Source organism: Pedobacter deserti, from assembly GCF_024436415.1.
Lineage (GTDB): Bacteria > Bacteroidota > Bacteroidia > Sphingobacteriales > Sphingobacteriaceae > Pedobacter > Pedobacter faecalis.
Window position 1 is genome coordinate 3,184,327 of record NZ_JAFMZQ010000001.1, and the last position, 26,880, is coordinate 3,211,206.

At 44.3% G+C, this 26,880-nt stretch carries 20 protein-coding genes; 2 read left to right on the top strand and 18 right to left on the bottom strand.

The features are described from left to right. Nucleotides 1-13 precede the first annotated feature (13 nt). From J3P40_RS14400 to J3P40_RS14430, 7 genes are all read right to left on the bottom strand, one after another. Nucleotides 14-1,060: a TlpA family protein disulfide reductase gene (locus J3P40_RS14400; protein ID WP_256006867.1), complete on the bottom strand. Its 1,047-nt coding sequence runs from the start codon at nt 1,058-1,060 to the stop codon at nt 14-16. Nucleotides 1,061-1,142: 82 nt separating this feature from the next. Continuing rightward, nucleotides 1,143-2,648: a PKD-like family lipoprotein gene (locus tag J3P40_RS14405; protein WP_256006868.1), complete on the bottom strand. Its 1,506-nt coding sequence runs from the start codon at nt 2,646-2,648 to the stop codon at nt 1,143-1,145. An 18-nt stretch (nt 2,649-2,666) separates the two neighbouring features. Next, nucleotides 2,667-3,425 (bottom strand): DUF4843 domain-containing protein, encoded by a 759-nt coding sequence (locus tag J3P40_RS14410; protein ID WP_256006869.1) that lies wholly within the window; start codon nt 3,423-3,425, stop codon nt 2,667-2,669. Between the two features lie 10 nt (nt 3,426-3,435). Beyond that, nucleotides 3,436-4,869, bottom strand: a complete 1,434-nt coding sequence (locus J3P40_RS14415; protein ID WP_256006870.1) for a RagB/SusD family nutrient uptake outer membrane protein — start codon at nt 4,867-4,869, stop codon at nt 3,436-3,438. 16 nt (nt 4,870-4,885) lie between these two features. Next, nucleotides 4,886-8,230 carry a SusC/RagA family TonB-linked outer membrane protein gene (locus tag J3P40_RS14420; RefSeq protein ID WP_256006871.1) on the bottom strand — a complete coding sequence of 1,115 codons (3,345 nt, stop codon included), beginning with the start codon at nt 8,228-8,230 and terminating at the stop codon, nt 4,886-4,888. Between the two features lie 246 nt (nt 8,231-8,476). Then, a complete protein-coding gene (locus tag J3P40_RS14425) occupies nt 8,477-9,637 on the bottom strand; it encodes a FecR family protein (protein WP_256006872.1) in 1,161 nt (386 codons plus the stop codon). Between the two features lie 92 nt (nt 9,638-9,729). Then, complete coding sequence (locus J3P40_RS14430; RefSeq protein ID WP_256006874.1) at nt 9,730-10,317, bottom strand: RNA polymerase sigma-70 factor; 588 nt, start codon at nt 10,315-10,317, stop codon at nt 9,730-9,732. Between the two features lie 589 nt (nt 10,318-10,906). On the opposite strand from J3P40_RS14430, the gene J3P40_RS14435 reads away from it, so the two are divergent. Together J3P40_RS14435 and J3P40_RS14440 are read left to right on the top strand one after the other, a co-directional pair. After that, nucleotides 10,907-11,449: a GNAT family N-acetyltransferase gene (locus tag J3P40_RS14435; RefSeq protein ID WP_256006875.1), complete on the top strand. Its 543-nt coding sequence runs from the start codon at nt 10,907-10,909 to the stop codon at nt 11,447-11,449. A 15-nt stretch (nt 11,450-11,464) separates the two neighbouring features. Next, complete coding sequence (locus J3P40_RS14440; protein WP_256006876.1) at nt 11,465-11,941, top strand: META domain-containing protein; 477 nt, start codon at nt 11,465-11,467, stop codon at nt 11,939-11,941. Nucleotides 11,942-11,987: 46 nt separating this feature from the next. Here the strand turns inward: J3P40_RS14440 and J3P40_RS14445 are convergent, their stop codons facing one another. The 11 genes from J3P40_RS14445 to J3P40_RS14495 form a co-directional block, all read right to left on the bottom strand. After that, complete coding sequence (locus J3P40_RS14445; RefSeq protein WP_256006877.1) at nt 11,988-12,383, bottom strand: VOC family protein; 396 nt, start codon at nt 12,381-12,383, stop codon at nt 11,988-11,990. Between the two features lie 42 nt (nt 12,384-12,425). Beyond that, a complete protein-coding gene (locus J3P40_RS14450) occupies nt 12,426-12,812 on the bottom strand; it encodes a helix-turn-helix domain-containing protein (RefSeq protein WP_256006878.1) in 387 nt (128 codons plus the stop codon). A 52-nt stretch (nt 12,813-12,864) separates the two neighbouring features. Continuing rightward, nucleotides 12,865-14,196 (bottom strand): hypothetical protein, encoded by a 1,332-nt coding sequence (locus J3P40_RS14455; protein WP_256006880.1) that lies wholly within the window; start codon nt 14,194-14,196, stop codon nt 12,865-12,867. 147 nt (nt 14,197-14,343) lie between these two features. Next, entirely contained in the window at nt 14,344-15,576 is a 1,233-nt protein-coding gene (locus J3P40_RS14460; protein WP_256006881.1) for a TlpA disulfide reductase family protein, read from the bottom strand. After that, nucleotides 15,573-17,255 carry a S1 family peptidase gene (locus tag J3P40_RS14465; RefSeq protein ID WP_256006883.1) on the bottom strand — a complete coding sequence of 561 codons (1,683 nt, stop codon included), beginning with the start codon at nt 17,253-17,255 and terminating at the stop codon, nt 15,573-15,575. The genes J3P40_RS14460 and J3P40_RS14465 overlap by 4 nt, the downstream gene beginning before the upstream one ends. A gap of 1 nt (nt 17,256) precedes the next feature. Next, on the bottom strand, nt 17,257-18,642 hold the full coding sequence (locus tag J3P40_RS14470; RefSeq protein WP_256006885.1) for a redoxin domain-containing protein: 1,386 nt from the start codon (nt 18,640-18,642) through the stop codon (nt 17,257-17,259). Nucleotides 18,643-18,661: 19 nt separating this feature from the next. Then, nucleotides 18,662-19,846 (bottom strand): TlpA family protein disulfide reductase, encoded by a 1,185-nt coding sequence (locus J3P40_RS14475; protein ID WP_256006886.1) that lies wholly within the window; start codon nt 19,844-19,846, stop codon nt 18,662-18,664. Nucleotides 19,847-19,859: 13 nt separating this feature from the next. Next, complete coding sequence (locus J3P40_RS14480) at nt 19,860-21,284, bottom strand: PKD-like family lipoprotein (RefSeq protein WP_256006887.1); 1,425 nt, start codon at nt 21,282-21,284, stop codon at nt 19,860-19,862. A 21-nt stretch (nt 21,285-21,305) separates the two neighbouring features. Beyond that, complete coding sequence (locus J3P40_RS14485) at nt 21,306-22,022, bottom strand: DUF4843 domain-containing protein (protein ID WP_256006889.1); 717 nt, start codon at nt 22,020-22,022, stop codon at nt 21,306-21,308. Nucleotides 22,023-22,038: 16 nt separating this feature from the next. Beyond that, nucleotides 22,039-23,463 carry a RagB/SusD family nutrient uptake outer membrane protein gene (locus J3P40_RS14490; RefSeq protein ID WP_256006891.1) on the bottom strand — a complete coding sequence of 475 codons (1,425 nt, stop codon included), beginning with the start codon at nt 23,461-23,463 and terminating at the stop codon, nt 22,039-22,041. 11 nt (nt 23,464-23,474) lie between these two features. Next, nucleotides 23,475-26,741 carry a SusC/RagA family TonB-linked outer membrane protein gene (locus tag J3P40_RS14495; RefSeq protein WP_256006893.1) on the bottom strand — a complete coding sequence of 1,089 codons (3,267 nt, stop codon included), beginning with the start codon at nt 26,739-26,741 and terminating at the stop codon, nt 23,475-23,477. Between the last annotated feature and the right edge of the window lie 139 nt (nt 26,742-26,880).

Below are 26,880 nucleotides of genomic sequence, written 5' to 3' on the forward strand. Positions count from 1 at the left end.
TCAATATTATATGTCAATATTCACCGCGAACGGATGAAGCCTTTGCGGCTTTTTGTTCGAATTCAATCGCCTTCTTCTCATCACCAGCTTTTCTATACAGTGATGCCATTTGGTTATAGGTGTCTTTAAAAATCATACTCCAGGGATATTTATCTAATTGCGCCTGATAGCATTCGGCTGCAAACCTAAAAAAGGCGGGAGAGGGATTTTCAATATAGTTTATAGCATCCGTAACCGATGAGTAACGCGGGCCATCCGGATTGGCAGCGAACCAGTCTTTAGCAAATGCAATTGCCTTATCAGCATCTGTTTTAGCAAGACATACAAAAGTAAAATGCCCAAAACTATGTTGGTACTTAAGCCCAGGTTCTACGCGTAAAAAGCTGTCTATTCTGGCAAGGCAGCCTACCGGATTACCTGGTCGCCCCATGTACTTGTTCAGGGTTGAGACCACCTCATCGCCGTCCATCCTTTTTAACTCCATTTGTTTTTGTTTCCTTTCAGACTCTGATGCTAAATTCCATTTTCCGGCAATAATCTTAGGCAATACCTCGTCCAAACGTACGGGATGCCCGGTCCATGCAATTTTTCCGTCCCGGTCAACAATTACGGCATTTGGAATACCGGCTCCGCCACTGGCAAAATGCCAGTTATCGGCCATATCCCTTCCCTTTTGCGCCGCTACAAGAAAACGCATGTTATTCGTATTCCCCATCACAAATTTTTCAACATCTGCTAAAGTTGTACCGGGTCTTTCCATAATGCTACAGCTAATAACTGTTAAATCCTCTTTATATTTTTCAGCAAGTTCAGAAAGATGGGGCATCCCCGCAATACAAGGGGCGCACCAGGTAGCCCAAAATTCCACGACGTAAACCCTGCCTTTTTTAAATTGGTCGACCTTATCCCCCTTTATCCATTTAGCAACAGAAAGTGCTGGTGCGGGATCACCAATTTTTAAAACGTTGCTTTTTGTCCCTGTGGGCGTTTGGCTTCGTACAGCAATGAAACTGCTGAATAATAGCACGATAACTATCTTTACAATTCTACTTGATAACATTGTATATTCTAATTTAAAATTATGTAAACTCCTCTCCTAGATTTCTGCTGAGAGCAGTGGCTAACCCTATTCCAAGCTTCAATTAGCTTGGCTTTAATGCCATGTCTTTAATCTTTCCAAAACCTTCAATTACTTTTAAAGGAGTGGTTGTCATGTCGCCGCTGGTTCCGTTTACCTGTATCAAATAGACTTTCCCATTTTTCGCTGCCTCATTCCAGGTCGCAACGAATAGGAGTCTATTGCTTCTCGTATCTGTAGCGGTATAACCACCACTTCCATTATCTCTAAACAATTTCATCGCAGTAATTGACTCCCCTGCCGGCGCAGTAAATCCTGCCCGAGTATACAATATAGAATTATCGGCGATACTGTAGTTGTAATTGTAGATCTGACTTTCAGTAGCGTAGAAGCCTATAGGAGCGATGGCTTCACCTAATTTACTGAGTTCAAAATATTTTGCCTGTAAAATATTTGGCATAACACTCATATCAATCAAAAACCGGTCTGGTGTTGCCGGTGTATTAAAATTTATGCCATACAACCATCGTTTAGATTTATCAAGATCTTCAAAGATAGTTACCTTATTGGCATTGGAGAACCCAGGTGCTGACTGATCTCCATAGATCAATCGTTTATTAATTGAGTTCAGACTAAATCTGGCGCCAGCATTGGCATCAATAAAGGTGGTGCCCGTAACGACAAACTGGCCCAAATTGATAAACCGCTTATTTAAAATATCGAAAAATATACCGGTTCGGGCACCTCCACTTGCTATACCCCCGGTCGGATCAACTTGGTAGCCTTTGTTATCGACAACTACTTGCCCGAGATAAATATTATTATCCATAAAATATACCTTCCCGTTATTAATAAGCTGGAAGTTTGTACTACCAAAGATGCCCTGAATATTGGGTTCAGATGGGGGAGCACCAACAAACAGAGTGCTAAAGCTGATTATTTTTGAAAAATCGGAGTCGTACAGACCCGCAGCTTCCTTGGTTGAATACAGGAAGACATTTACTCCATTAATCCCAATGGCTAAAGGCGGCCCCGGGAAAGCCGATCCGTTTGCCGCTTTATAAAGGTCTTTTAGCACTACATCGCTGGTTAAATTTTTTACAATTTCCGATGTCCTGAAATAACCAAGATCAGTGGTCCCTTCCGGCGTTTCATATACAACCACCCAGCCATATGGCAGTTTCTTAGCCACGGTCACATTATAACGCATGAACGATTTTACGCCGTTGCTTTGTTTGGCCTGGAACTCTAAGGTATAAGTTCCTGGAGCCTTTTTAATCGTCTGCTTAAATGTTTTTTCGTTACTTAACGTATCTGAAAAGCCGGTATCTTCTGCGTAGATGCGCCACAAGTAAGTCTGGCTGTCTGTAGTTGTATTGCCAACGATCTTCGGATCAATTGTGACCTCATCTAGATTTTGTCTTACTTCAAAACTTGTTTTCTGGCCAACCGTATCCACAGTCAAATGTGGGAGACTGATCAGATCCATGTTGGTATGATCCTTTCTGCAAGCGTAGAAAACGATGCATACCGCAACAAGCAAGCTATATTTTAATTTTAATGACTTCATTTTCTTATTATTTAGTAATTACGGGCATGCGGAACATATCTGAATGGGTTGTCTAGGGTTCGCATCGTTAAGGATGGGATTTCCTGGGTTTGCCTGATTATAATCATACAAGGCTTTCGTTGCTCTCGCAGCAATAATTCCAATTGCTCTGTCAAGCTCACTAAGTGGTATTAAATCAAAATCCTTATATAAATCCTGGGAATTTAACAAAAACCGATGCTTATTATAGCTGTATCCTCCCCAAAGGCCCGAATTCCAATATCGAAACCTAACCAATTGAGCGGTCCAATGAAATTGAAACGTCGGTCCCATGTCTATTTCATTACGACGAATTCGTTCGCTTAATTGAAAATTGTCATTAGGTTCAAGTTTCAAAATCAATTTAACCTTCAAGTTTTTCAACCTGTCGCTGCGCTTCAGGGTAATTGGAATTCTGGCCACTGTGGCACGAGCCGGAACCACGAAAGTTGCAGGAAGCTCATATTCTTCCGGTAAAGCGTTACTGGCAGGATCAACCGATATCTTAAATTCTCTGGGTTTATCTGAGATATAGCCCATGGTGTAGGCTAACATGCTTACTTTCCGTTCCAACACCGCATCATCTACGCTTGCAAAAGACACCACTATAGAATCCCCTCGCGCCCCCTCGTTGAAATCTCCACTGATCATTAGCCGGCTAGTATCTTTATACTCCTTGTCCTGTATATTTTTTTTGCAGCCTGTGGCTAGGCAACCGAGCACAACAGCCGCAAAGAATAAGTGATAAATAGTTTTCATACATTTAAGTTTAGTTTCCAAAATCAATTTCTGCCTGTGGCAAAGGAATCACATACCTTGCTGTAGGGTACAAAGTTCCCTGGGCTATCTGAGGTACAGAAGTGGTATTGAGCCGCTTATAATAGAAGAAAACCTGGCCTTCGTTAGGCATCTCCTTGCGGTATTCTCTCCTTATTTCCGTCTCTAACCCGGAAGTTCCTATTACAAGTGGTGCAGTTATTCCTCTGGCTGTCCTTACTGTATTCAGGTAGCCAACTGCCTTATTCGGATCATTCTCGGCCAAACATTCCGCCGCTATATAGTACATCTCTGGGATTTTAATAAGCGGCATGCGATTAGATAAAGCTGGCTGATGTAGTTTACTGAAGTATATTCTATTATTAGGCGATGGTAAGGCGGTCAAATCTTTAAGCAGGTACACACGTCTGATATCCGAGCTCCCCACCGTCGTAGCTTCATACTGATCATTCATGATGGTCCGCGTGATAGCCAACTGAAGGCCGGCAGCCCTATTGGAATCCAGAAAGCCAACATAGTTAGTTGCAAGTTTTGGCACCACTAGGCCAAACAAATGTTCCCTGGTGAAAACCCTGTTCTTCTGTGCATCAGCTACCGTAAGTTCCGCATCTCTGACAAATGGGAATTTCGCGGCCGAAATTGCTATTATATCTTCTGCATTTTTCAAGGCGTTTGGTTTATCGCCTTTCCATAAATATGCCCGTGCTTTAGTGGCCTTAACAGCATAATAATTAAAACGGGACCTTCTGGTATCAAGAATGTCTGAGGCACTACCCGTAATGATCGTATCCTTGCTAAGCATTTGCTCAGCTTGATCAAGATCTTTCAGGATGTTTTCCATAGCATCCTTAACGGTTAACCTAGGCGTCACAATTGGTTTGTAAACGGTCACATAAGGCACCCCTTGAGTATTCTCCCCCCCGTCTGCGTAAGATTTAGTAAATAATCTGAGCATGTCGAAATGTAAAAACGCCCGTAGCCCCAAGGCTTCCCCTTTGATCATTTTGTATTGTGATGTAGAGAGAAGGGATGCCTTACTTTCCAATTTCTCTAATATATTGTTTAGGTTCGCTATACTATTGTATTGTGCGAGGTATGTAGCGCTGATCACATCTTGAAACCGTCGCGATTGATAATTTCCATTGACTGCATCTACGTAAGCCCCACTAAGTGGCGCGTTTCCGGGAGGTGTTACGTAAGTTCTTCCCATTACGTCAACGAGCCCCCAAGTCATATCTCTTCCATAGGAAACGACATTACCCATGTTGAGATAAACGCCGTTTAGCGCCTCGGTAAAGCCGGCAGGGCTGCTGAAGAAACGATCATTCTCTATATTCGTCTTAGGTTCTACGTCGATCCATTTTTTACATGAAACAAATGCAACCGCAAGAGCGAGGCATGTGTAAATTATATGTTTAATTTTCATTGTTTTAAGCTTTTAACTAAAAGTTTGCATTTAGAGTGAACTGTATGCTTCGTGAGAAAGGGTAACTGGTACCCCTTTCAATTTGCATCGATTGAATAGTAAAGAGCTCGTTGGAACTCAATCCAACCCGCAAGCGCGAAATACCCGTTCTCCTAACTGCTACCATACGATCCAATTCATATGTTACGTTCAAAGCGCCTAGTGTTAATTGGTTGTTATCCTCCACAAATCGTGAACTAAGACGTGTGATACCTTGATCCGCAATATTCTTGAAAAAGGCTACGTCTCCCGGTTTTTTCCATCTGTCCGTTAATACGCGCAGGTCAACATTATTGTAAATGTTCGCATTCTCTACCTTATCGACCAAAGTTGAATTATACATTTGACCACCCAAGGTTAATCGAAACGTGGCATTGACCAGAAAGCCGTTGTAACTAAGATTAAAACCGAAATTACTATTAAATTTAGGGATGGTATTTCCCAGCGGCACTTGATCGTTCGCATTCCAGGTATAGGTAACGGTTCCGTCCAACCTTTGATAAAGTTCTCTTCCGGTTGAAGGATCTATCCCCAAAGAACGTACAGCATATATCGCATCCATCGACTGGCCTTCAAAAAATAATGTCTTTGGTCTTGTAATGTCTGTAGCACTTAGAACCGTAGTGGTCTGTGTATTTGAACCCGTGCTTCCAGAGCTGATATCATTGATTCTCTTATTATATGCGAGTAAGGCGTTAGACAACTCCTTAAGCGTATTCTCATTATATTGGAAACCAGCAGTCAACTGAAGGAAATTTCTTCCTTCTTGAAAGACACTGTAGTTCAGGGAGGCTTGGTATCCTTTGTTTTGAACACGTCCCAAGTTCGCTTTGTACGTTGTAAAACCACTAGAAAGCGGCAAGTTAATATCCGTTAGGGCGCCGGCCGTATTTCTAATATATGGATTAAAGCTTGCTCTGAACTTTCTGAACAGCCCGATTTGAATAGAGAAATTATGATCTTGTACGCGCTGCCACCTCAAATCCGGGTTGGCCAAAGCTGTTAAGGTGGCGCCATTTGCACCATTATAAGTAGCATCAATGATATACTGCAGCGATCCCAGGCTCATGCTGGAATTGAATCCTTGTGTGCCCGTATAGCCTGTAGATGCCTGAATACTTAACTGATCAAGCCATTTAACGTTTTTGAGGAATTCTTCTTCCTGCGCGTTCCAACGTGCCCCAAGCGACCAGAATTGTCCCCATCTCGCGTTCTCGCCAAATTGAGAAGACTGTGAGCCATTGTACGATCCATCGAGTACATATTTGTTATCGTATGAGTAGTTGAGCACTCCCGAGAGTCCCATCGTGCGCGTTACATTCTCCGTACCGCTCAGCCTTGAGTTCAATGCATATTGCAGTCCTAACGAGGGGATATTTAAACGTTCATTCGGAAAACCCTCAATGATATAACCGTTTCCGAACGAACTGTTGGATTGAAGATCTGCAGCACCGTTAATGGTAAAAGTATTTTTATTGACTGCTTTCGAATAGGTAAGAATCAATTGACCTCCATAATTGTCAATATTCGCGTTTGACTTGTTATAAGATCCCTTTCTTGCCATGGGTGTAGATGCGAAGGTGGTATGTGCAGCTGGTAGATATATATCGGTTTGTCCCATCGCTTTAGTGAAACTGAACCGTCCGTTCACCACGAAACCCTTAAAGAGGGTTGCATTTAAGGAAGTATTGTTGGTAATTGTGGTTGTGTTACTTTTGTCAAACGAATTCAATGTGGCGTTGTACGCAGGATTGGCGAAAATTAACGCTCCTAACCTGGTAGTATCTGTTATTGAGCCGTCTGTATTGGTATAAGGCATATAGGGATTCATCGACGCGTAAGTACTAAAATCGCCCCAGGGTGAATTCGTGGATTTGTCGTTACTAATGGATAGATTGTTTGTTATACTCACGTTATAATTCGTCAAACCAAGTGCTTTCTTGGATATCGGCCGATAGGTAAGTTGAATATTACCTGCTAAGTTATTTCTACCAGAGCCTTTCATAACACCATTGTTTCCCCGGTAAGTACCGGTTATCCCATACATAAAGCTTTGTTCACCACCGTAGATATTTATGCTGTGGTTTTGAGTAAAAGCATTCCGCAGGGGTTTATGCATCCAATCGACATCGACTCCGCTCAACACGAGCTTCAGCTTCTCGTTGTAAAGTACATCGTTATTATATTGCTCAGTTGCTGTAGCGCCATTAAAAATACCCGCAGCCACTTCAACGTCCAGTTTCTGCCTTGCATTGGTTAAATTATAGCTACTCAAATCAGGTACTTCGTAGCCGAGGGTGTTATTGTATGATACTTGAATCTGACCCACAGCGGGACGAACGGTTTCGATAACAATCACCCCGTTGCCGGCCCTAGAACCGTAGATAGCTTTAGAGGCAGCGTCTACCAGAAGTGTGACGCTAGCTACACGGTATATGTCTAGGTCAAGAACCGTCCTCAACGAAGTTTCAAAGCCATCCAAAATAAAAAGTGGGAGATTGGGATTGCCGGCGAACTCTCCATTAAGGTCTGGCAAACCTGTAGCGCCGCGCACATTGATTTCAGGCAAAGCGTTTGGATTAGAACCGGCAACATTGTTCTCAATAACCATCATGCTAGGCTCAAGGTTTCTCAGACTTTGTATGATATTTACTGTTCCGCCTTTTAAGAGTTCTGCACCACTAATGGTTTTGGTAATTCCGGCACTTTTGGTGCTCTCACGGGTAAACAAGCCGTTGTTGATTTCGACTGTCTTTAGTTCAGTGTTAGACTCTTCCAGCCGTATAGTAATACGCTGCGAGATATTAAGTTCGGTTATGGTAATGCTTGACGACTTATAACCTAGATATTTGGCAGTAATCGTAGCGCCAACGGAACCATTCGGAAAAGAGAACGTTCCATCTTCTTTGGTAACGACTGTTCGGCCCTTTAAGGTAATAGTAACACCTGAAACCGGCTTTCTGGTCGCATCATCTATTACAACTCCTCGTACAGTGGTGTCCACGACCGCCTTCACAAATGCAGACTGCTCACGCTGTTTAATTATGACCGTCTTATTATCAATGATATAAGTTAGATTTTGAGGCGACAAAATCAATTGTAGTACATCCTCTAATTTTCTGTTAGTTACATTAATGTCTATCAGATCCAGATTCTTTAGCAGTTTGTCTCTGTAAAAAACGTCGTAGCCACTTTGTGCTTCCAACTCTTTTAGCACCGATCTAACACTAGCGTTTGACCGCTTAATTGTAATGTTTTGAGCAAAGGACGATGCGCTCACTTGAGTTAAGCATGCTAAAATAATAACGATGGTTAAACGCATAATTAGCAGGATTTTTTGGTATAGCCGTAGAGGTATACCGAATTTCGATAAATTTTGATACATTAGTAGTTGGTTTGGTTGAGCAGTTCCTAAACTTTTCCACGAGCGAGAAACTGCAAAATAACGTTTGTTTAGTTAACTAGGCCATAAACCAGAATGGCTTTGCTTTTCTGGTTTTTTAGCTCTTAGGGTAAATATTGATTCATAGTCTCTGGTTTAAAGGGTTAACAGTTGATTAATTGATTCTTATTTAAAAACATAAACTTTTCTATTTTCTATTTTAAAGTGGCCAGCACCTGAGGCCTCTACGATTTGAAGCACTTTAGATAAATTGTCAAACCTCGATACGTTACCACTAAAAGTCTCCTCAGTTTTATCCCCTACATAGATTACCTCGACATCGTACCACCTTTCTACCATCTTCATAAACGACTCAATGTCTGAACCTTCCACGGAGAATTTATTGTTTTTCCAAGCAACTGCCAGATCAGTGTCGGTAGGGTAAATTTCAAGCTTTCCATTCCTTAAAGCAGCTTGGTGTCCTGGCTTGAGGAGGCGCGATTCGAAAGCGGTGACCATCTTCACCGACCCCTCCAGTAATGTTGTCGTACTCGCCTTGTCATCAGGATAAGCGCTAACGTTAAAACGTGTACCTAATACCTCGACCTGCTGCCCTGATCCGTTCACTATAAAAGGCCGGCTTGCATCTTTTGTTATTTCAAAGTAGGCCTCTCCGGCCACAAGTTCAACTACCCTGTTTTCTTGGTCAAAAGTTGAAGGAAATTTTATCGTAGTAGCTGCATTTAAATATACCTTAGAGCCATCAGGTAATATAAAGTCGTACATCCCTCCTCTTGGTGTCCTTGCCACCAAAGTCTGTACTTCCGAGTATACTCCACTGTTTAAACTATCACCGTCAGAGTAAGTAATTCCCGCCTCACCAATTATAACGGCACTCTTCTGAGCACTCAAATTAATCACTCTACCGTTAGCTAAGGTTATAGTCGCCCGTTTTCCTCCGGGTTTTATGTCATTCTTCATGACCACAGGAGCTTTAGAGTCTACATTCGGTCCGCTATTTATATAATACAACCATACACCCAAGGTGATAGCTGTAACTGCAGCAGCAACTGCGAATCCCGGCCAAAGTCTGGCCCTTTTCAAAGGCTTAGTTCGAAGGATCCGGCGTTGCAGTTCCTCCCAGTCGTCAGTCCTGGAACTCTCCTTAAAAAAGGTTAGCTCGCCGTCGAATCCGCGGCCATCTGAGAGTTGCTTCATCAATTTGGCTTGATCAGGATGCAACTGAAGCCAAAGTTGCAGTTCCCGATGCTGCTTTTCATCAAGCTCATTACGAAGACTAGCGAGCATCTGCTCCGCCCGAAATAATAGATCCGCTTCCTCTTTCATATTAATAGTGATCCCTGAACACAAATTCGGGGTGACAAAGAGATAAGAAAAAATTTAAATGGGAATCAACTCTCGGCGTTGCAATAGGATACTCAGCACTTATGAGCCATATAAAAACTAAGTAATACCAAAAAGCTTTCCGGCTTCAGCTTCACACGCAAAAGCTGCACTGCTCGCTGCTTTTGAGTTTTAACGGTATTGATGGAGATACCGAGTTCATCGGCAATTTCATGATTTTTCATTCCCTTCAAATAAGCCATCCGGGAGATTTGCTGCATGGCCTGAGGCAGGGTGGCAATGGCAGCGTATATCTGCCCGATAACTTCCGCTTTGATCATCTGTTCCAATGCCACACCTTCAACCATAGGTTCGGGATCCTGTACAGCGAGGTACCTGTCAACTACCTTATTATGCCTGATGTACTTTAAGCATCCGTTCCTGACAGCGACATATAGGAAGTTGCGTACCTTCACAGCATCCACGGTCACTATCTCCCTGTGCTCCCAATAGCTCACAAAGGCCTCCTGAACCAGATCTTTTGCCACTTCTTTATCGTGGATCATTGTCCAGGCGAAATAAAGCAACCTGTCGTAATAGATTTCGTACACCACCTCCAATAATAATTTTGGCGACAACAACGCCTGCTCGACAGGCATTATTTTGCGGTTGTTTATCTTCATATCTTATAAAAGGCAAGCAAATTGGATAAGGGTAAATATAGTAACTTTTGCTTAGACGAGACAACGACGCACTCGTCGAATGATTTACATATCATAGCAGAAGTGCATATTGCAATCGTGCTGTACGTGTTAGTGTAACATTCGGCTAGGTAGCGCGTATCTTACAAGGCAAAACACAATCGGCAAGTGAGATCTATGAAGGTAGGCGTTACGGCACCCTCGAATAAAAGCGCCAGACGTATCATATGGTATTACTCATTTGTTAATCTGATCGATTTTCCGTAAATTCACATTAACAAAATGGATTGAAGTAGGTGAGCGTCAAGTGTGACCCGGCATCCTACTCTACATAGTACAAGGAAAGTGCCCTCGTAATTCGTGGCAATGATGAGAAAATGACGCCAAATGACGGTTTAAACCGTGCTTTCATTTCCCTCACTCTCCGCTAAACATCGGATAGCCCCTTACAAGGGCCTATTTTCGTTATAAGGCCGACGACGTCGCGGAGGTACCAGTCGTTCAGAAGCAGGCGACTTGTACCGATCCAAGAATTATACCTTACTTTGTAACGCGATCAATAGTTAGAACATTGGACACATCGAAAAAAACGCACATTGCAGAACAACTCTCCAATCTACATACGGAAAGACTCAGACTTAGACAGCTGGAATTTACCGATGCTTTAGCTATCTTCCGTCTCCGTTCTAACGCAGGAGTAAACCGGTACTTAAACCGGAAGCCTGCCACAACCGAACAAGATGCAATAGATTTTATCACCACAATCAGCGAGCATACCGCAATACATCAACTCTACTATTGGGCGATTACTTTAAGTAAAACCGAAACTTGCGTCGGTATCATTTGCCTTTTCAACTTTTCAAAAGAAACAAGCAGCTACGAAATCGGCTACGAAATGCTCCCCGAACTCCAGGGTCAGGGACTAATGAAAGAAGCAGCCCAAGCCGTCATCCAATACGCGCACGCCTCCTTAACCATCAAAACCATATACGCTTTTTCTCACCAGCATAACGAGAAATCAAACAGGCTCTTAACCAAGCTTGGATTTCAGAAGAAATCCAGCCAGCCGCATCCCGAGGGCCTTCCAATACACAAATTTAATCTAAACATCTAAAGCGATCGCTCCTTTATGGAATCTTCTGACCATGCGCATCTTGAAAGCATGTTCACAAAACTTACCATGGCATTACTGGTCTGCATCCTGGCAGCTTGCAGCAGCCCAAAAAAAGAAAGCAGAGCCATACTCCCCGCCGACCTGCACGGTCATTGGAACTTGGTCAGCGCGTTTCCAGACACAGTCGACATTAAAAAAGGCACGGTGGAGAATAGGCCATACCTCAGCATTGATACTGCTAAAAAGACCATCGGTGGCTACTCAGGCTGCAACAGCTTTGGTGGCGAATACACCCTGCTAAAACACCAATTGACCATTGCCGACCTGATGGCCACTCAAAGAGGATGCATCGGCAGCATAGAACCCACATACTTTTCATACCTACGCCGAGTCACCCGATATGAGGCAAGTCAAGACAGCTTAAAACTCTACGCCAAAGATACCTTATTGCTATCATTTGTCAGACAACCTGCTCCAGCTAAACAGCCTTAACCAGCTTTCAAAAGCAGTTGAATATATTAATCAACCATCCCATGCCCTACAACATCTGCACAAGCTGGATATTGTTTCCGCAGGTATCGTTAAACACCGCAATTTTTACGGTACCCATTACTGTCGGGTGCACACTAAATTCCACGCCAAGACCACTTAAACGCTCAAACTCCGACTGCACATCCTCCACGTTGAACTGCGTATAGGGAATTCCAGCGTCCAAGAGGGCTTTTTGATAAACTTTTGCAGGCTCGAAGTGTAGCGGCGCAGGCTCCAGCAGAATTTCAGGACCATCCTGCTGCTCAGCGCTCACCACTGTAAGCCACCTGTTTTCCCCGCCCAATGGCAGGTCAACCTTTTTAATAAACCCTAACTTTTCCGTGTAAAAGGCTAAGGCCTCCGCCTGGTTTAATACCGGTACACTAATGATCTGTATTCTCATGATGTAATCTAATTTAGAGCAAAGCTGAGCAATCCTGGCGGACTAAACTTTTCGAAAATTGCTCTTTTGATAGGCAAGAGGGGTTTGTCCAACCCGCCTTTTAAACAGCGTGGAAAAGGACGCAGGGCTTTCAAAGCCTACCGCAAAACAGGTTTGGGTAACCGGCATGCCCGACCTTAAAAGCTCTTTCGCTCGCTCAATCCTTATACCGGTCAAATACTGCATCGGCGTTTGACCATAATATCTTTTAAATAACCGAAGCAAATGAAACTTACTGACAAACCCGGCCTCAGACAGCGCATCTAAATTCAGATCCTGATCAAAGTTGCTGTCCATAAATCGCTTCAACCCAATCACCCCATCCAGCTGCTGCTGGTTCGGATAAACCAATTGTCGGATCCGTATAAACTCTGTTTGATAATAAGTCATCTTGTGACTAAGATACCAATTTAAAAAATGCTTTTCCTCGCATGCCGCTACCTCAACCAATTTCCAAAAGCAACGGGTGATCTGAAAGCGCCAGCTTTATCGAGCTCGTGTTCCTCAGCGTTTGCGTCGGATTAATCCCAAGCGTAGGATCATACACTTGGATAGAGCGCACCTTGTTTCCCAAACTCACGGTTACCTCATCGCTGCCGCTCACACGCTCCCCCCAAACCACAAGTTGAAACTTTCCATTGCTGTTCTGCAATAACAGATCATGAACGGTGTTTGGCTGATCAGCGATTGAATAAGTTAACGACGATGGTTTTCTTGATACGGGTTTATCGGCCAGAATCTTCGTGAAATTGTGCATATAAAGTGCCGCCTTCCTCGGCGTATAATCCGGCTCGTAAAACCCGAAGCTCTGATTGCCAGCCTCATCGGAGCGGTCGCGCAGTAAATACAGCGCGGTATATGACCAGCCGCGGACAAACTGTGCCAGATACAAGTTCAAGAATAATCTGGCTTGCTGCTCCTCCGTTACATATTCGCTCAGGGTGCTGCCCGTTTCCGTGGTTACCCTGGGCAGCCGCATGAGCTGCTCTTCTGAATAGCCTTTAAATTTCTTAGCCCAAGTGTTGCCGTAATTACCATACAAGCCGTCAACCGGGCACAAATGACTTGGATCAGCGGCGTTCCAGGCCTGATTGTCGGCAAGCCTTGGGTTGGAGGAATGGATCGTATAATTGTGACAATTGGCGAAGTCGGCATATATGGTGCCTTCGGGCATCGTCGTACCTGCGCCTTCAGGAATCTGCAGGTACTGGAGACCCACATTGTCGGTCTGCGCCCCGTTTTCGCTGATGCTCCACACCGGGCAGCCTTTCAGGTCGGGATCCTTTTTGACTTCAGCATAAAGTTCGCGCTGTAACTTGGCAACCGGCAGCCAGCTTAGCGTACTTCCGCCCTTTTCACCCTTATAGGTAATGCCCCAATTATTCGGTTCATTGGCACCCTCAAAGGCCAGCAGCGCCCCGGCTGCAGCAAGCTTTCTACCGTCGCTTAACAGTCGGGGAATATCATTTCCGCCGCTCATAAGACCGTAACTGAACATTGTACCAGCTTGCTTGTGCAGACTCAGATAGTCTTCTATCTTCACATCACCTTCATACCCCGAACGAATCCACCGTATCCCTGTATACCTCAAGATCTCAACGGTTTTTTCCAACCGCTCGCCACGGCTGGCTATCGCTGAATTAGCGCCAATACTGTTTAAAAAATCGTTGGTTGCTATTGCCGTCACCGGAGGCTTTGTCGCTACTAAAGGCAAATTGTCAAAAAAACTGGCGACAAACGCCAGCCCTCCAAGGCAAATCATAAGTGGTTTCATACTTCCGTTTGTGTTAACCCTAATCTACGGATTTTTTCTAACAGATTATCCGATAGAATGTGGCTGGTATGACTATGCAAAAAACAATAGTGAAGGACAAAAACTGCCACCTATCTTGTTAAGCATATCAAGACAGGCCTGACCGTTTCATTGTTCCCTGATTTTATCCACAATAGTCTTAATCTCCGGAATTGCCTCATCAACGCCAATATAGCCTGAGTTTTTATAACGGACAATCCCCTTCTTATCGATGAAAAATTTAGCGGGTATCCCAGAGACTTTGAACGCCGCTGCAACCGGGCTCCGTCCGGTGGTCTTATCCTTCCAATCCATATAGACCTCAAACCTGTTTCTTTTTGCTGCCAACATTCTTTTTGCATCCTGATCTGCAGTTGGGCTTTTCTCCATAGTATGTATGAACATAAAAACAACCTCCTTGTCATTCCCGTAAAAGTCTACAGCCTTTTGCATTCCAGGAAATGACGCTACACATGGTTGACACCAGGTGGCCCAAAAGTCCAGAATGACGACTTTACCTCTTAAGTCCTTCAACGAGACAGTTTTTCCATTCAAATCTTTTAATTCGAAATCTGGTGCTGGTTCATTCACTTCCATTTTTGATATCTTGCGCAGCATTTTTTGATGTTCGACATTTTCAAGAGAATCTATAATAATGTTGAACCGCTCATCATTACCATACTTGGTCACAAACAAGGACTTGACGCCCGACTTAAACTCCGGGCTAATGCGCGCTGTCGTTTTCAACAGCTTGGATGCTTCTGAGAAAGCGACATCGTTCTGTCCTGAGTGCATCAAGGCGAGAACATAATATTCGGCGTCCCCAGCACCTTGTCGACCGCTTCGGCCGCTCAGATAGGATAATGCCTCTTTATACCTGCCTTGTTTATACCGGATCACTCCAAGACTATTCCTAAGACCTTGCTGATCCGTGTCTGACAGCGCAATCGCTTCTGTAGCTGAAGCTGGGCTGATAACTGAGTTGATCACGAGCTCAGCTTCCTTTAATCTATCTTTGTCAATAAGCGTTCTGACAATTGCTGTTAACGTGGATGCTTTCCAGCTGTTTTCATCAATTTGCTTTGCCCAATACAATGCCTTTCGCACGTTGATGGACTCAGCATAAGCCATAGCCGTCATTTGTTTGCTTGCATCAATAAGCATTTTATTATTTCCTACCTCAGGCTTCCTGATCATCATATTAAGCATCTGCTCCATGCGTTCGGCCTCAACCTCCGACTTGATACCATTGTATAGCCCAGACAATGAAGTGTCTGCCGGCATTGATTGTCCTGAAGCCGAATTGATGGAGAGCAACATAGCCAGAAAGCCTATGACTTTAAATACCTTTATTTGTCTCATGTTTTTTTAATCTTAAGGCCATTTACAATAAATTTCTTAACAACATCCGCGGGCATTATTACCGTAGATGTCCTGCTGTGGCGAGCGATATTGATCCCTAAAAATGTTCCGCTAACATCGAACACCGGACCACCACATTCTCCAGCTGTAACCGCTGCATCATGGACTAACACCCGTGCAAATCCATCAGAGCGCGCACTCCGCCCCCCTTCAAACTGGCTCGCCACATGATTAGGTCCCGGTTGCGCGGGAAGATACATCCTGACCTGAATCGGTTGCCCTGCCCTTACCGCGTCGACGGTAAGCGAATCGCCCGCCAAGTGCTTCATCAGTTCTGCACCGTATTCTGGCGGTCTGCTAATTGGCACGCCTCCGATACCAGTTACCTGGTCATTGAGTTGAAGCGAATTACTGGCGGCTCCGCCTTTTGCGATATCAGTGATTGTAATCTTCTCATCAATGAACCGCGCGTTTGCCCCAAAATAACCAACGCTGAAACGCAGGGGCATTCTGGTATAGATGCTGCTTAATACTCCGACTTTCTTGCCTGCCTCATTTAAACCGCTCACCAGGAATTTACCTAAATCAGCTTTACTGAGCGCTATACTATCGGGGATGCTTTTAAGTGGTATTCCTTTTGGAAGCGCGGATCTCGCCATCAATAAAACCAAATCGTTTTCCCTGTCACGTTCCAATACCTGCAACTCAACCGTATTGCCCATATAGGAGACTAAAGGGCTATCTGCCACCATTGAACTTTTGCTGATTAAAAAAGCTTGTCTCTTTCCCGCATTCTTAGCTTCAATTACGGTAGCTAAAATCCGGACGGGTTTACCTGATCTCTTGCTTTCTAACATCACTATACTTTTACGTAACGTACCCGGAACGGACACCAATTCCTCTACCGGGGCAATGAGCGGTATACTCACAGGGTCCGGAACAGCCCTGAAATCATCCATCTCGGGCAGTTCCTTGTAATCTTCCGCCCTATTTAAGGCTGTCCAGTATTTTTTGTACAAGTCGACCGGAACTTCGAAGTTTTGATCTTCAGAACGCTTAATCCAGCTATGTAAACCGAGCAGCCTGCCCGCCCCGTCAAAAAGTCCACCACCGGAATCCCCAGGCTCCATCTTGCAAGAGGTCTCAAAGTATCCCGAGCTGACAGAAGGATCATTGATACGTCCCACCCGGATGTTCGGCTGCGCCTTCGGATTGTATGAACCCGGAAATGAAATGCTCAGGCATAACTGCCCCGCCTTCATCCCGGTATTAGAGACCATCTTTGCATAAGGCCAGGTTCCTGGCCGGAGGATTTTGATCATCGCCATATCGAGGTCACGTCCTTGCTGCTTTATGGCCATCCGGCCTTTTCCGATAGCAATGTGTTTGGCACCATCGGGAAACATTACCTGATAAACCGCGTTCGGAGTAGTTGCATGTGCCACTGTGAGTATATGCCCCTGAGCGGAAACGACAACTCCACTGAACACTCCCGGCCTCTGACGATTCTGTATTGTATCAAACGGCACAATCTGGACGCTGGCTGAGTATGCACTGTCCAAAGCTGTCTGTACCTGTGCTTCTATTTTCCGCGGGTCCTTCACATACTGCGCATGCGACGACACGCACCAAGCCATAAGTAGCATGATGTTTGTTCTTAGCGGCATTAAATACTTCATTTTAACTTTTTTTACGGGACAATTCAATCATAGCGGAAAGGTCTGCGACCGCTGCATTGACATCTATACTGGCGCCAGTATGCCTGAATCTGATATCACCATTACCGTCGATGACAAACTTCGTAGGGATGGCCGAAACTTTAAATGCGGACACTGCAGGGTTCTTTTTATTAGCGTCCTGCAAGTCCATATAAAGCGGTAAATTGTCGTATTTGTTATCAGCAAAGTATTTTTTTGCTGCTTCGGTTGGATTAGCATCCTTCCCCTTACCTTCCCACGTGTGGATGAACAGAAAAGCTACCTTCGGATCGTTTCTATACTTATTTACTGTAGCTTGCATTCCAGGCAACGACATCTTGCAGGGGCCACACCATGTAGCCCAGAAATCCAGTACAATTGTCTTTCCTTCAAAGTCGGCTAACGAGACTGTCTTACCACTGGCGTCGAGCACGGAAAATGATGGTGCTTTTTCCTTTATCATCGACTTCGCCACCTCATCCATTTTAAAGTCACCAACCATCTCCACAAGTCTTGACATATAAGCATCTACATCCTTTCCCGGATTAAGCCTGATGTAAGCAGCTTTCAGTTCTGCCTTAACATCGGGGCCGCCTACCATGGTCGACACTGCCTTTTCCAAATGAGGGAAAGCCTCAGCTTGTCTACCGGCCATACTCATCAGTTTATAATATGCTGCTTCGGATTCGGGGGTCTTTTGCCCTAGCTTATTGTAATAGGTTTCCATGGCTTTAAATGCCTTTTTATAATCGCCCGTTCTTGTAAGCACCTCACTCTGGAGTAACAGCAAGGTCATCTTGTCACCTTCTGAAATTTTCGCATGATTTAATTCTTCCTCCACGTATCTTGCAGTCGCTTGAGCATCGATTGTGCTGGCGCTCCTTACTGTTCTTCTTAACATGTTTGATTTTGTTTCACCGGAAACCAGCTTCTGGTATTTTAATGCGGCAGAAACATCATTCCCCTGTAACAAGTTCGGTATAACGATGGAAAACACTGTGCTAAAGTCCTGCCCCGGAAAATTCTGCTTCAGCGTGTTAAGCATCTGCTCAATTTTAACGGGATCCTTTTCCAACATCACCCCGCTTGAGGCATTCTTAAAAGCAACCGCACCTTTGGGAAACTTCCCTACAGCAACTTTTGCGATTGAATCTGCCTTTTGCCGATCCCGCAACTGATAGTAGGTGTGTAATGTATTCAAATCCTTGTCCGTTCCAGATAACTGCAGCGCCTGTAGTTTAGCCTGTAGTTCTGAAGGATCCTTTATATTCCTTAGTGCAATGGTCTCGGGGGTTTGAATGATCATATATTGGGCACTGGCGAAAACAGAGCTATACAATGCCGCTACAATCAGTATTATTCTTTTCATGTGTTTAGTTTATTAATTGTTAGCCAGATTTACGCGCTAATTCGATCATTGCAGAGAGTTCATTTACCGCAGCTTCTTTTGTACCGCCAAATCCCGCCGTCTTAAAGCGAATATTCCCCTTTCCGTCAATAACAAATTTGGCAGGAATGCCCTTTACCTCAAACGCCGATACCGCTGGGTTCTTCTTCGTTGAAGCATCTCTGACATCCATATATAAGGGCAATCTATAGTTGTTATCCGCAAAGTACTTCATCGCTTCTTCCTTCGGATTCGCGACCTGCTCCCAGGTGTGAATAAACAGAAACTGCACATCCGGATCTGCGCGATATTTATCGACAGTCATCTGCATTGCTGGCAACGCAGCCTTGCAGGGTCCGCACCAGGTGGCCCAAAAATCCAGCACTAAAATTTTTCCTTTGAAGTCACTCAAGGAAACAGCTTTCCCTTTCAGGTCCGTAACCACAAAGTTCGGTGCAGCTTCATTGATCATTTGAGAAGCCAGCTCTGCTTTATGTTTTTCTTCGAATTGCCTAATGAGTCCGGATACATACACTTTAGCATCTTTACCCGGATTTAGTTTACCGAAAGCCGCCGACAATTCAGTCTTCATTTCTTCAGTAGCTACCCCAGCAAGCACTGCCTTCTCCAATTCGGGAAGAGCGTCCTGCTTGTTGCCCCACCTGCTCATTAAGTAATAATAGTTAGCCGTCAACCCAGGTGATTTACGCTGCGCCTGATCATAATACTGTTTGAAAGCCGAAAACGCACCCGTGTAATCACCTTCCTTTGCCAAAATCTGGCTTTGTAAATTAAGTAGCATCTGACGCTCCTGAGCAGGAAGATCTGTCTTGCTTAACTCTTTTTTCACAAATTCCTTTGCCGCTTGTAGATCGTAAGCGAGAATACTCGTTACAACAGCGTTCAGGTACATGCTCCGCGGTCTGCCCTTAAGCTGACCAAAATAATTCAAGGCCTTTGACGTATTTTTTGCGGCCGCGAAATTGCTTGCCAACATCGCCTGATATTGCTCAAAGTTGTCATTCGGATTGGCCTGGATCAATCTGGTAATAATAGCCTCTTGCTTTAACGGATCGATAACGATCTTTAAGGAATCTAAACTTGCCTTGTAGGCCGGAGCAGGTTGCTGGCCGTAAACAGCAAGCCCCGTTAAAAGGCTTGCTGCGATCATAGTCATTTTTCTCATATCAGTTTTCTAATTATCGTTGGGTAACCTGGACGATGTCACCAAATCCTACATATTTCTTTACATAGGTGTTGCCGTTAAATTCTCCTGTCGCCGCTAGATCAAAGTAATAAACCTCCCCAGCTGAGCCCGAAGCCGTAGCGACGACAATTCGGGTAGCACCCGATTTTCTCATATCCTTAACGACGTAGCCTACGGGGAACGAATAGATTAACTGTGCGGTGTTTGTTAGAATATTATAGAGGTATATCTCATTATTAACTGCATAATACATCTGCTTTTGGGTGGATGAGGTAACAAATTTTGAAGCCAGATTAATATTTGGACCCTCTATCCGCTGGTTAATTCCTGGCGTCGTTCCACTACCATTTGCTACTGCCGACATCAGATATTTAACATTCGTTGCATCAGCCATGATGAAGTAGTATTCTCTGGACGAAGTCAGGCCTGTATCATATGCAAGCAAAGTTCGCCCCACGTTCGCGAAGTTGAAGCTACCGGTGGTAACAGCCGCAACGCTAAGGATATTCGACTGCTGAGGAAGCGTCATAAATCGCTTGTTTTTGTTGTCATAGTAGTATGCAGGAGAAGTTGATGCTAAAAAGAAAGCACCAGGAAACATGTCATAATCTCCCGCCGAAACTTCGTCAAAGGCCCCTAGTTCATAGTCCGGGAATGCCGGTCCGGGTCCTGCATAGACACCACCGTTTAAAATCAGGACCTGATCAATATAGAACGCTGGAACGTCGGCCTGGAAAGGCTTTCCCAACAAGGGAAAACTACCGAAAGAAGGAACAATTTCCGAAATATCATGTATCTCCTTTAAATTATCCCGATCAAACCTCCACACACCCTGGCTGGTGAAAGCGAATATATAGCCCGAATAGGTGCTGCCGCCATAAGCGTAAGCGCCAGCGTGATACAAACCAAGTGCACTACCTGAGTAGGTTTTCTGATTAACTTCTTCCAACGGATTGGTAAAGATTACATCGTCTTCCCGGATAAAAGAAAAACGTGCCTTCCCGTCCTTATTGTGGGCAACATACCATCCACCATAGTATGTTCCTTTTACTTCCAGATCATATTGATACATCGCTTGTACACCCGTCGCTTTGTTGGTCGCTTTAAACCAGACTTTATAACCGGTTTTAACCGGCAGGTCGACCAACATTCTGAGGTCTTTTTGTACAGACACCAGGGAATCGTTTATTGTCCAGGAATAACTGTAATCGTCTCCGGCTGGCATAGACTCCTTTAAAACCGGCGTAATGATCAGGGAATCGTTGAGCGATCTGACCAAACTACTTTCAGTTGGAGTCTCAATGGTTATATCATTGATCAGCTTGTAATCTTCTTTGCCTTCTTCCTTCTTACAGGAGACGATCAGTATCACCATCAACATGATGATGTTCAGTATTTTATGCTTTATGTAATACATTGCTTCTCGTATTAAAAGTAATTAAAACGTAACCCGGTTGTTGCTCTCGTCTATAAGAGGCCCGTTGGTTGACTCATAAGTTAGTAGTGCCGCCCTTAAAACGGGCAGTGTAGCCGCCCCCCTTGCAGCAGTAAAGTAGGTCTGCGTGGAACCCGGGACGCTCTGCATCATAAAACGCAATTTAACGGAGCTAAAGCTTCCGTAAGTAGCATCGCTCCAGTTTGTGGGCCTTGACAACATATTGCTGACATATAGCTTAAGCTGTGTGAAAAGCTGCTCATCAGAACTTGCATTGTTCTTTCTTGGTATCGTTCCTGCTGCGCCGACCTTGAAATCCGCAGTCGCCTCAGGCTCCACAACTAATATCATTGTATCCAACATCATTTGTGGCGTCTTGTAAACCACAATTGGATACCTCGTTTTGTGCGCTCCGGCAGGCAGAGTGATTTCCTCAGGAAAATCATAATCGATTCCAACGCGGGCTGTAGTACCGGCGACAGATTTAATTTTTATCTTTCGGGGATAGTCGGCCAGCTTGCCGGAAATCTGCATCTCTATAAAAACAGAATCCTTAACCTTAGCTGCATTTGCGGTGGCGGCAAAGGAATATATACGTGGATTGGTAATCTGGTAATACTCATAGAAGGCGACTCCATTTTCGCCTTCATAGGTCATTACCTCTTCCTTTTTACAGGAAATAAAACTGACGAAGCATATAAAAAACAGAAAATATCTCATAAAACTTACTATTGGATTAATAATTCGGGTTGAATTGGAGCTCAGTATCCGGTATGGGCAGAACATATTTGGCCGGCGTCAACGCAGTAGTGTTGAACTGCATAGTCGCAGCATTAATTCTTTTGTAGTAAAAAAATAGCTGACCTTCCGCATAAAACTCCTTTTGATGCTCTTTCAATAATTCAGCGTTTAAAAAGACCTGTGAGCCGGTTGTTGAAAGCGGCGACAAGCCCCTGTTCTGCCGGACGGTATTCAGATAAGCAATACCTTCTGCCACAGTAGCAGCGGATTCTGCAAGAATATAGTACATCTCTGAGAGCCGGATTACGGGTACATACTGATCTAACCTGGCTGTTGAAATGACTGTATTTGATGATTGCCAAAACTTTGATGGAAACTTAAGCCCGCCGTCGGTTTCTATCCAATTCTTAAACCGGATATCTGTATTAACCCCTGCCAGGGGACCTGAGGTCGGTGTCTCGTATAAAGTATTAAAGTTTGCTTCACTTCTGGTCAGTTTAGTATTCAACAGCGTCCCAGCCCTGAAATAAGTTTCGGTGTGACCGATCAAGCTTCTGGATCTAAGCATAAAGATTTGCTCGGTTATGTACAAACGATCTCGGTTTGTTGTACTCTCAGCAGCGGCAAGAGTGACAAACGGATATTTTCCCGAGTTTACGACTACCAGGGCTGCATTTTTCGCACCTTCTTTATCCCCGATGTAAATCCTGACTCTCGCTTCCAGCGCTTTTACCCCATAGTAATTCATATGTTCACGTCTTGTCCTGACATCGTTCAACACAATTGGATCTTGTTTGATCAGTAAGTCCTCAGCCTCCTTAAGATCGGCCAAAGCCAGATTTGCAACCTGCTCTGAAGTGGAGGGCACCTGAGCGTTCTCACTAATATCCTTTTTATAGGGAATTGCTTTGGCGTTCATGTTGCCTTTATACTCTTTACCAAACAGACGCAGCAGGTCAAAATGTATTAATGCCCTTAGCGCAAGCGATTCCCCGCGAATAATTGTGTAAGTACTGTCCGACAAAACGGATCTATTGGCGACTGTATTCTCAAGAATTTTGTTCAGTCCAGCAATTGCGTTATAACTGGTCGACCAAATTGCCGATACATGCGTCTGCACCTCAGTGGTCGTAAAGTTTAATTTAGTTGTTTCCACAAGAGGTATTGTACTCTGTGTGCTTGTAATGGCATAATTCTGTGCAAGCGCAGAAACGAACCCCATTGTTAGCTTATCGGCATATAGGTCTCGTGAAGCCAGTTGGGAATAGACACCATTAAGCGCCTGCTGAAAACCTGCTTCCGAAGAGAAAAACTGCTTTTCCGACAAACTGTCCTTTGGCTCCACATCCAGAAATTTCTTGCACCCTGCCAGCGAAATTCCAATAGCAATGCACCCTATTAATATGATATTCTTTTTCATCGAATCAAATGTTAAAATCTTGAAATTAGACTGAGCGTATAGCTTCTGGCAAAAGGGTTTTCCGTTCCGCGCTCAACTTCTATTGAGCTGAAGGTGTATGCATTGTCCGAATTTGCCGTTATCCGGAGATTTTTCAAACCAAGCCGCTGCACAAACGCATTTTGAAACGTATACCCGATATTGAGTCCCTGCAGCGTTACCGTATTGTTCTTCTGTACAAAGCGGGATGTACTTCTTACAATACTATTCGCAGAAATTCTTTTATACATCGACACGTCTCCGACATTCACCCAGCCCAGGTCATAGGCTCTGCGGTCCACATTTCCTGAAGGATTGGTTCCTTCCACTCTCGTGGCCAGCGTGGAGTTATACATATAGCCACCGAAATCATACCTTAGGTTAAACCCAAAGTTGAAGCCCCGGTATTGAAAATTCGAATTTAATCCACCCGTAATCTTGGCCCTTGAATCGCCCGTATTCACTTTATCCCTGGTGTCCCAGTTGTACGTTGGCGTGCCGTCGAGCTTCACATAAATTTCCTGCCCGGTGATTGGATCAACCCCTAATGATCGGACCGTATAGATAGCAGTCATTGACTGTCCCTCAATAAACTGAGGGTTTGGTGTATACTGATTAGGGTTAGCAGCATTCAGCCGGTCGTTGAAAGCTTTCATTTTATCAGACAATTTCTTCAAAATATTTTCATTCATTGCGCCGTTTACACTGACTGTCCATCGTAAGGCCCTCACAGGATCATTGATCACCTGATAAGCAACATCGAAGTTAATCCCCGAATTTTGAATCTGACCCAGGTTTTCAATATAGCTGTTGAAGCCCGTTGAAGGGGCCAAAGAAACCGACGTCAGAGAGTTCTCTGTTAACTCCCTATAGGCATCAACCGTCAGGTTCAATCTGTTATTAAATAGACTCGCATCTATTCCGACATTGGCTTTCAATCTATTTTGTGGACCTAAGGTTAGATTTCCGAAGCCAGCCAATGTAGCTCCAAGATCTGCGTAATAAGTAGTCGCTGTCCCAAAGTTATATCTGAACTGAGATGCGTAAGGCTGAGTTGCACTCGATCCCGTCGAACCATAACTTCCCCGTATCCGTAAAGAACTTATTTGCGAAACGGATTTCAGGAACTGTTCGTTATGAAGGTTCCATCCGAGCCCTGCAGACCAGAACGAAGCGAACCTATTATTCTCGCCATAAGCTGAAGAGCCCTCCCTGGTATAAGAAAAATCAGCGAAATAGCGGTTGTCATAGGTGTAATTGAACACCGCCCCGTAGGAAAGCTCGTTGACTGTGCTTTGTAGACCGGTAGGCTTACCATTGGCCTGATATTGTGTGGCAAACAGCAAATTATCCAGTTTATCGAACGGGAAGCCCTCGGTAACCAGCGTGTAGTTATCGGCGTCAGATGAACGGATATCAAACGTACCTCCAGCTGTGAAAATGTGACGCCCAAAACTGTTATTGTAATTAACTCGCCCCTGTCCGTCCAGCCCAAGAGAATTATTAGTTGCTATGGAATAAGAACCTCTTCTTGAGACATCTGTAACGCTTGCAAACCGGCTGTCAAATGCGGAGTAAAAATTGTCTACAGTTCCGTTTTCTTTTGTGATACCGAAATTTCCAGCAACCCGCAAATGATCAGTTACAAAATATTCCAGGCTGGTTTGATTTCGAAGGTTAAAAGTTTTGTTCCGATCATTTATAGTGTTATAGTTAATATCTGCCAATGGGTTTAAAACCGCGGAATGATCATTTTGATTATTGGTATTTGGTACTGTTATCTGTTCAATATATTGCCTTGGTTTACCATTTTCGTCGTAAGGCCGGGTGTATGGATTATATGCGAGATAATCGCTGAATTCACCGTACGGCGATGCATTTGAGACAGTTTGAGTTACCGTGACATCATTTCTAAATCGGACTTTCTTAACGCTGTAACTAAAATTAAAGTTTCCGGAATAATTTTTCCGGTCCTGTTCTTTCATAACGCCCTGCAGTAACTGACCATTGAACGTTATCCCATATCTGATGGTTTGGTCGCCACCAGACAGTCCCAATGAAGTACGGTTACTATAACCCGTTTGGGCGGGGACGCGTTTCCAGTCAGTATTTACGCCCCTGAGCATCTCTTTATAGCGTTCAGCATATCTGTACTGTTCGGCAAAGGTTGTGACCAATCCTGCCCGCTTTTCAAACTCCAGCTTTTCCTCCGAGTTCAGCATATTGTATACCGATAAGTCGGGACTCGACAAGGTGAAGTTATTTGTCAGTGAAACCTCCAATTTACCTGCTGCAGGAGTTACGGTGGTAATCACCATGACTCCATTTGCGCCTCTTGCACCGTATATGGAAGTAGCAGACGCGTCTTTCAATATCGTTATAGAGGCAATCCTGTTCATGTCCAGATCTGCAACCTGTTGTAAACTCACTTCAAAATTATCCAGCACAAACAGCGGCAAATTAGGATTGCCAGCTAACTGGTCTCCCAAGGTAGGGAAAGAACCTTGTCCGCGAACCGCGATGTCCGGTAATGCGTTGATATCACCACCTGTGCTATTATTCGGGATAATCCTAAAGGATGGGTCGAGGGATTGAATAGCCGTAAACAGATTAGTAGGGTTAGCCTGGAGAAGTTCCGCTCCCGTAATCGTTTTCGCAGCACCTGTAAATGTAGAGACTTTTCGCTCCACAATTCCTCTAACTACGGTCTCCTTTAGCATTTGCTCCTCTTCTTCAAGATAAATAGTATAATTTGAGTTGGCCTCAATGGGCACCTCCGCTACTTTATACCCGACATACCGGAATTCCAGTGATTTTGCCCCGCTTGGGACGCTGATGGTAAACTTTCCGTTCTTATCAGTTTGAACAACTGATCTTGTACCAACGATACTTACGGTCACCCCCGGGATGGGCTGTCTGGTCCGCCTATCGCCCACAGATCCTGAGATAATGTCCTGTGCAACCACTTTGGCTGGCTGTACAATCACAGTATTATCGCGTACAACATAGTTCAGATTCTGGCCGGCAAAGATCATCTTCAGAACTTCGTCCAATTCCTTCTCCTTAACATTGATGTCGACCGGTCTTGTGTTTTTTAACAGGTTGTCAGTATAGAGGAAATTATAACCGCTCTGTGTCTTGATAGCTTTAAATACTGACTTCAACGAAGCGTCAGATTCCGACAACGTGATTTTTTGGGCAAGGGTCGACGCACTTACCTGCATCAGACATGCTGCGATGATAACGATGGTTAAACGCATGGTTAGCAAGATTTTATGGTATAGCCGCTTAGGCACACCAAATTTCCGGGAATTTTGATACATTAGTGTTTGGTTTGGTTGAGCAGTTCCTTTTCTTCCAACGGTCCAGGAATCTGCGGTTTAAAGTTGATAATTTCAA

Coding starts and splice junctions, on each gene's coding strand:
- J3P40_RS14415 (WP_256006870.1), bottom strand. CDS start 4,869: ATGAAAATTAAACATATAATTTACACATGCCTCGCTCTTGCGGTTGCA.
- J3P40_RS14430 (WP_256006874.1), bottom strand. CDS start 10,317: ATGAAGATAAACAACCGCAAAATAATGCCTGTCGAGCAGGCGTTGTTG.
- J3P40_RS14445 (WP_256006877.1), bottom strand. CDS start 12,383: ATGAGAATACAGATCATTAGTGTACCGGTATTAAACCAGGCGGAGGCC.
- J3P40_RS14405 (WP_256006868.1), bottom strand. CDS start 2,648: ATGAAGTCATTAAAATTAAAATATAGCTTGCTTGTTGCGGTATGCATC.
- J3P40_RS14410 (WP_256006869.1), bottom strand. CDS start 3,425: ATGAAAACTATTTATCACTTATTCTTTGCGGCTGTTGTGCTCGGTTGC.
- J3P40_RS14470 (WP_256006885.1), bottom strand. CDS start 18,642: ATGAAAAGAATAATACTGATTGTAGCGGCATTGTATAGCTCTGTTTTC.
- J3P40_RS14495 (WP_256006893.1), bottom strand. CDS start 26,741: ATGCGTTTAACCATCGTTATCATCGCAGCATGTCTGATGCAGGTAAGT.
- J3P40_RS14480 (WP_256006887.1), bottom strand. CDS start 21,284: ATGTATTACATAAAGCATAAAATACTGAACATCATCATGTTGATGGTG.
- J3P40_RS14475 (WP_256006886.1), bottom strand. CDS start 19,846: ATGAGAAAAATGACTATGATCGCAGCAAGCCTTTTAACGGGGCTTGCT.
- J3P40_RS14450 (WP_256006878.1), bottom strand. CDS start 12,812: ATGACTTATTATCAAACAGAGTTTATACGGATCCGACAATTGGTTTAT.
- J3P40_RS14425 (WP_256006872.1), bottom strand. CDS start 9,637: ATGAAAGAGGAAGCGGATCTATTATTTCGGGCGGAGCAGATGCTCGCT.
- J3P40_RS14455 (WP_256006880.1), bottom strand. CDS start 14,196: ATGAAACCACTTATGATTTGCCTTGGAGGGCTGGCGTTTGTCGCCAGT.
- J3P40_RS14485 (WP_256006889.1), bottom strand. CDS start 22,022: ATGAGATATTTTCTGTTTTTTATATGCTTCGTCAGTTTTATTTCCTGT.
- J3P40_RS14460 (WP_256006881.1), bottom strand. CDS start 15,576: ATGAGACAAATAAAGGTATTTAAAGTCATAGGCTTTCTGGCTATGTTG.
- J3P40_RS14490 (WP_256006891.1), bottom strand. CDS start 23,463: ATGAAAAAGAATATCATATTAATAGGGTGCATTGCTATTGGAATTTCG.
- J3P40_RS14400 (WP_256006867.1), bottom strand. CDS start 1,060: ATGTTATCAAGTAGAATTGTAAAGATAGTTATCGTGCTATTATTCAGC.
- J3P40_RS14440 (WP_256006876.1), top strand. CDS start 11,465: ATGGAATCTTCTGACCATGCGCATCTTGAAAGCATGTTCACAAAACTT.
- J3P40_RS14465 (WP_256006883.1), bottom strand. CDS start 17,255: ATGAAGTATTTAATGCCGCTAAGAACAAACATCATGCTACTTATGGCT.
- J3P40_RS14420 (WP_256006871.1), bottom strand. CDS start 8,230: ATGCGTTTAACCATCGTTATTATTTTAGCATGCTTAACTCAAGTGAGC.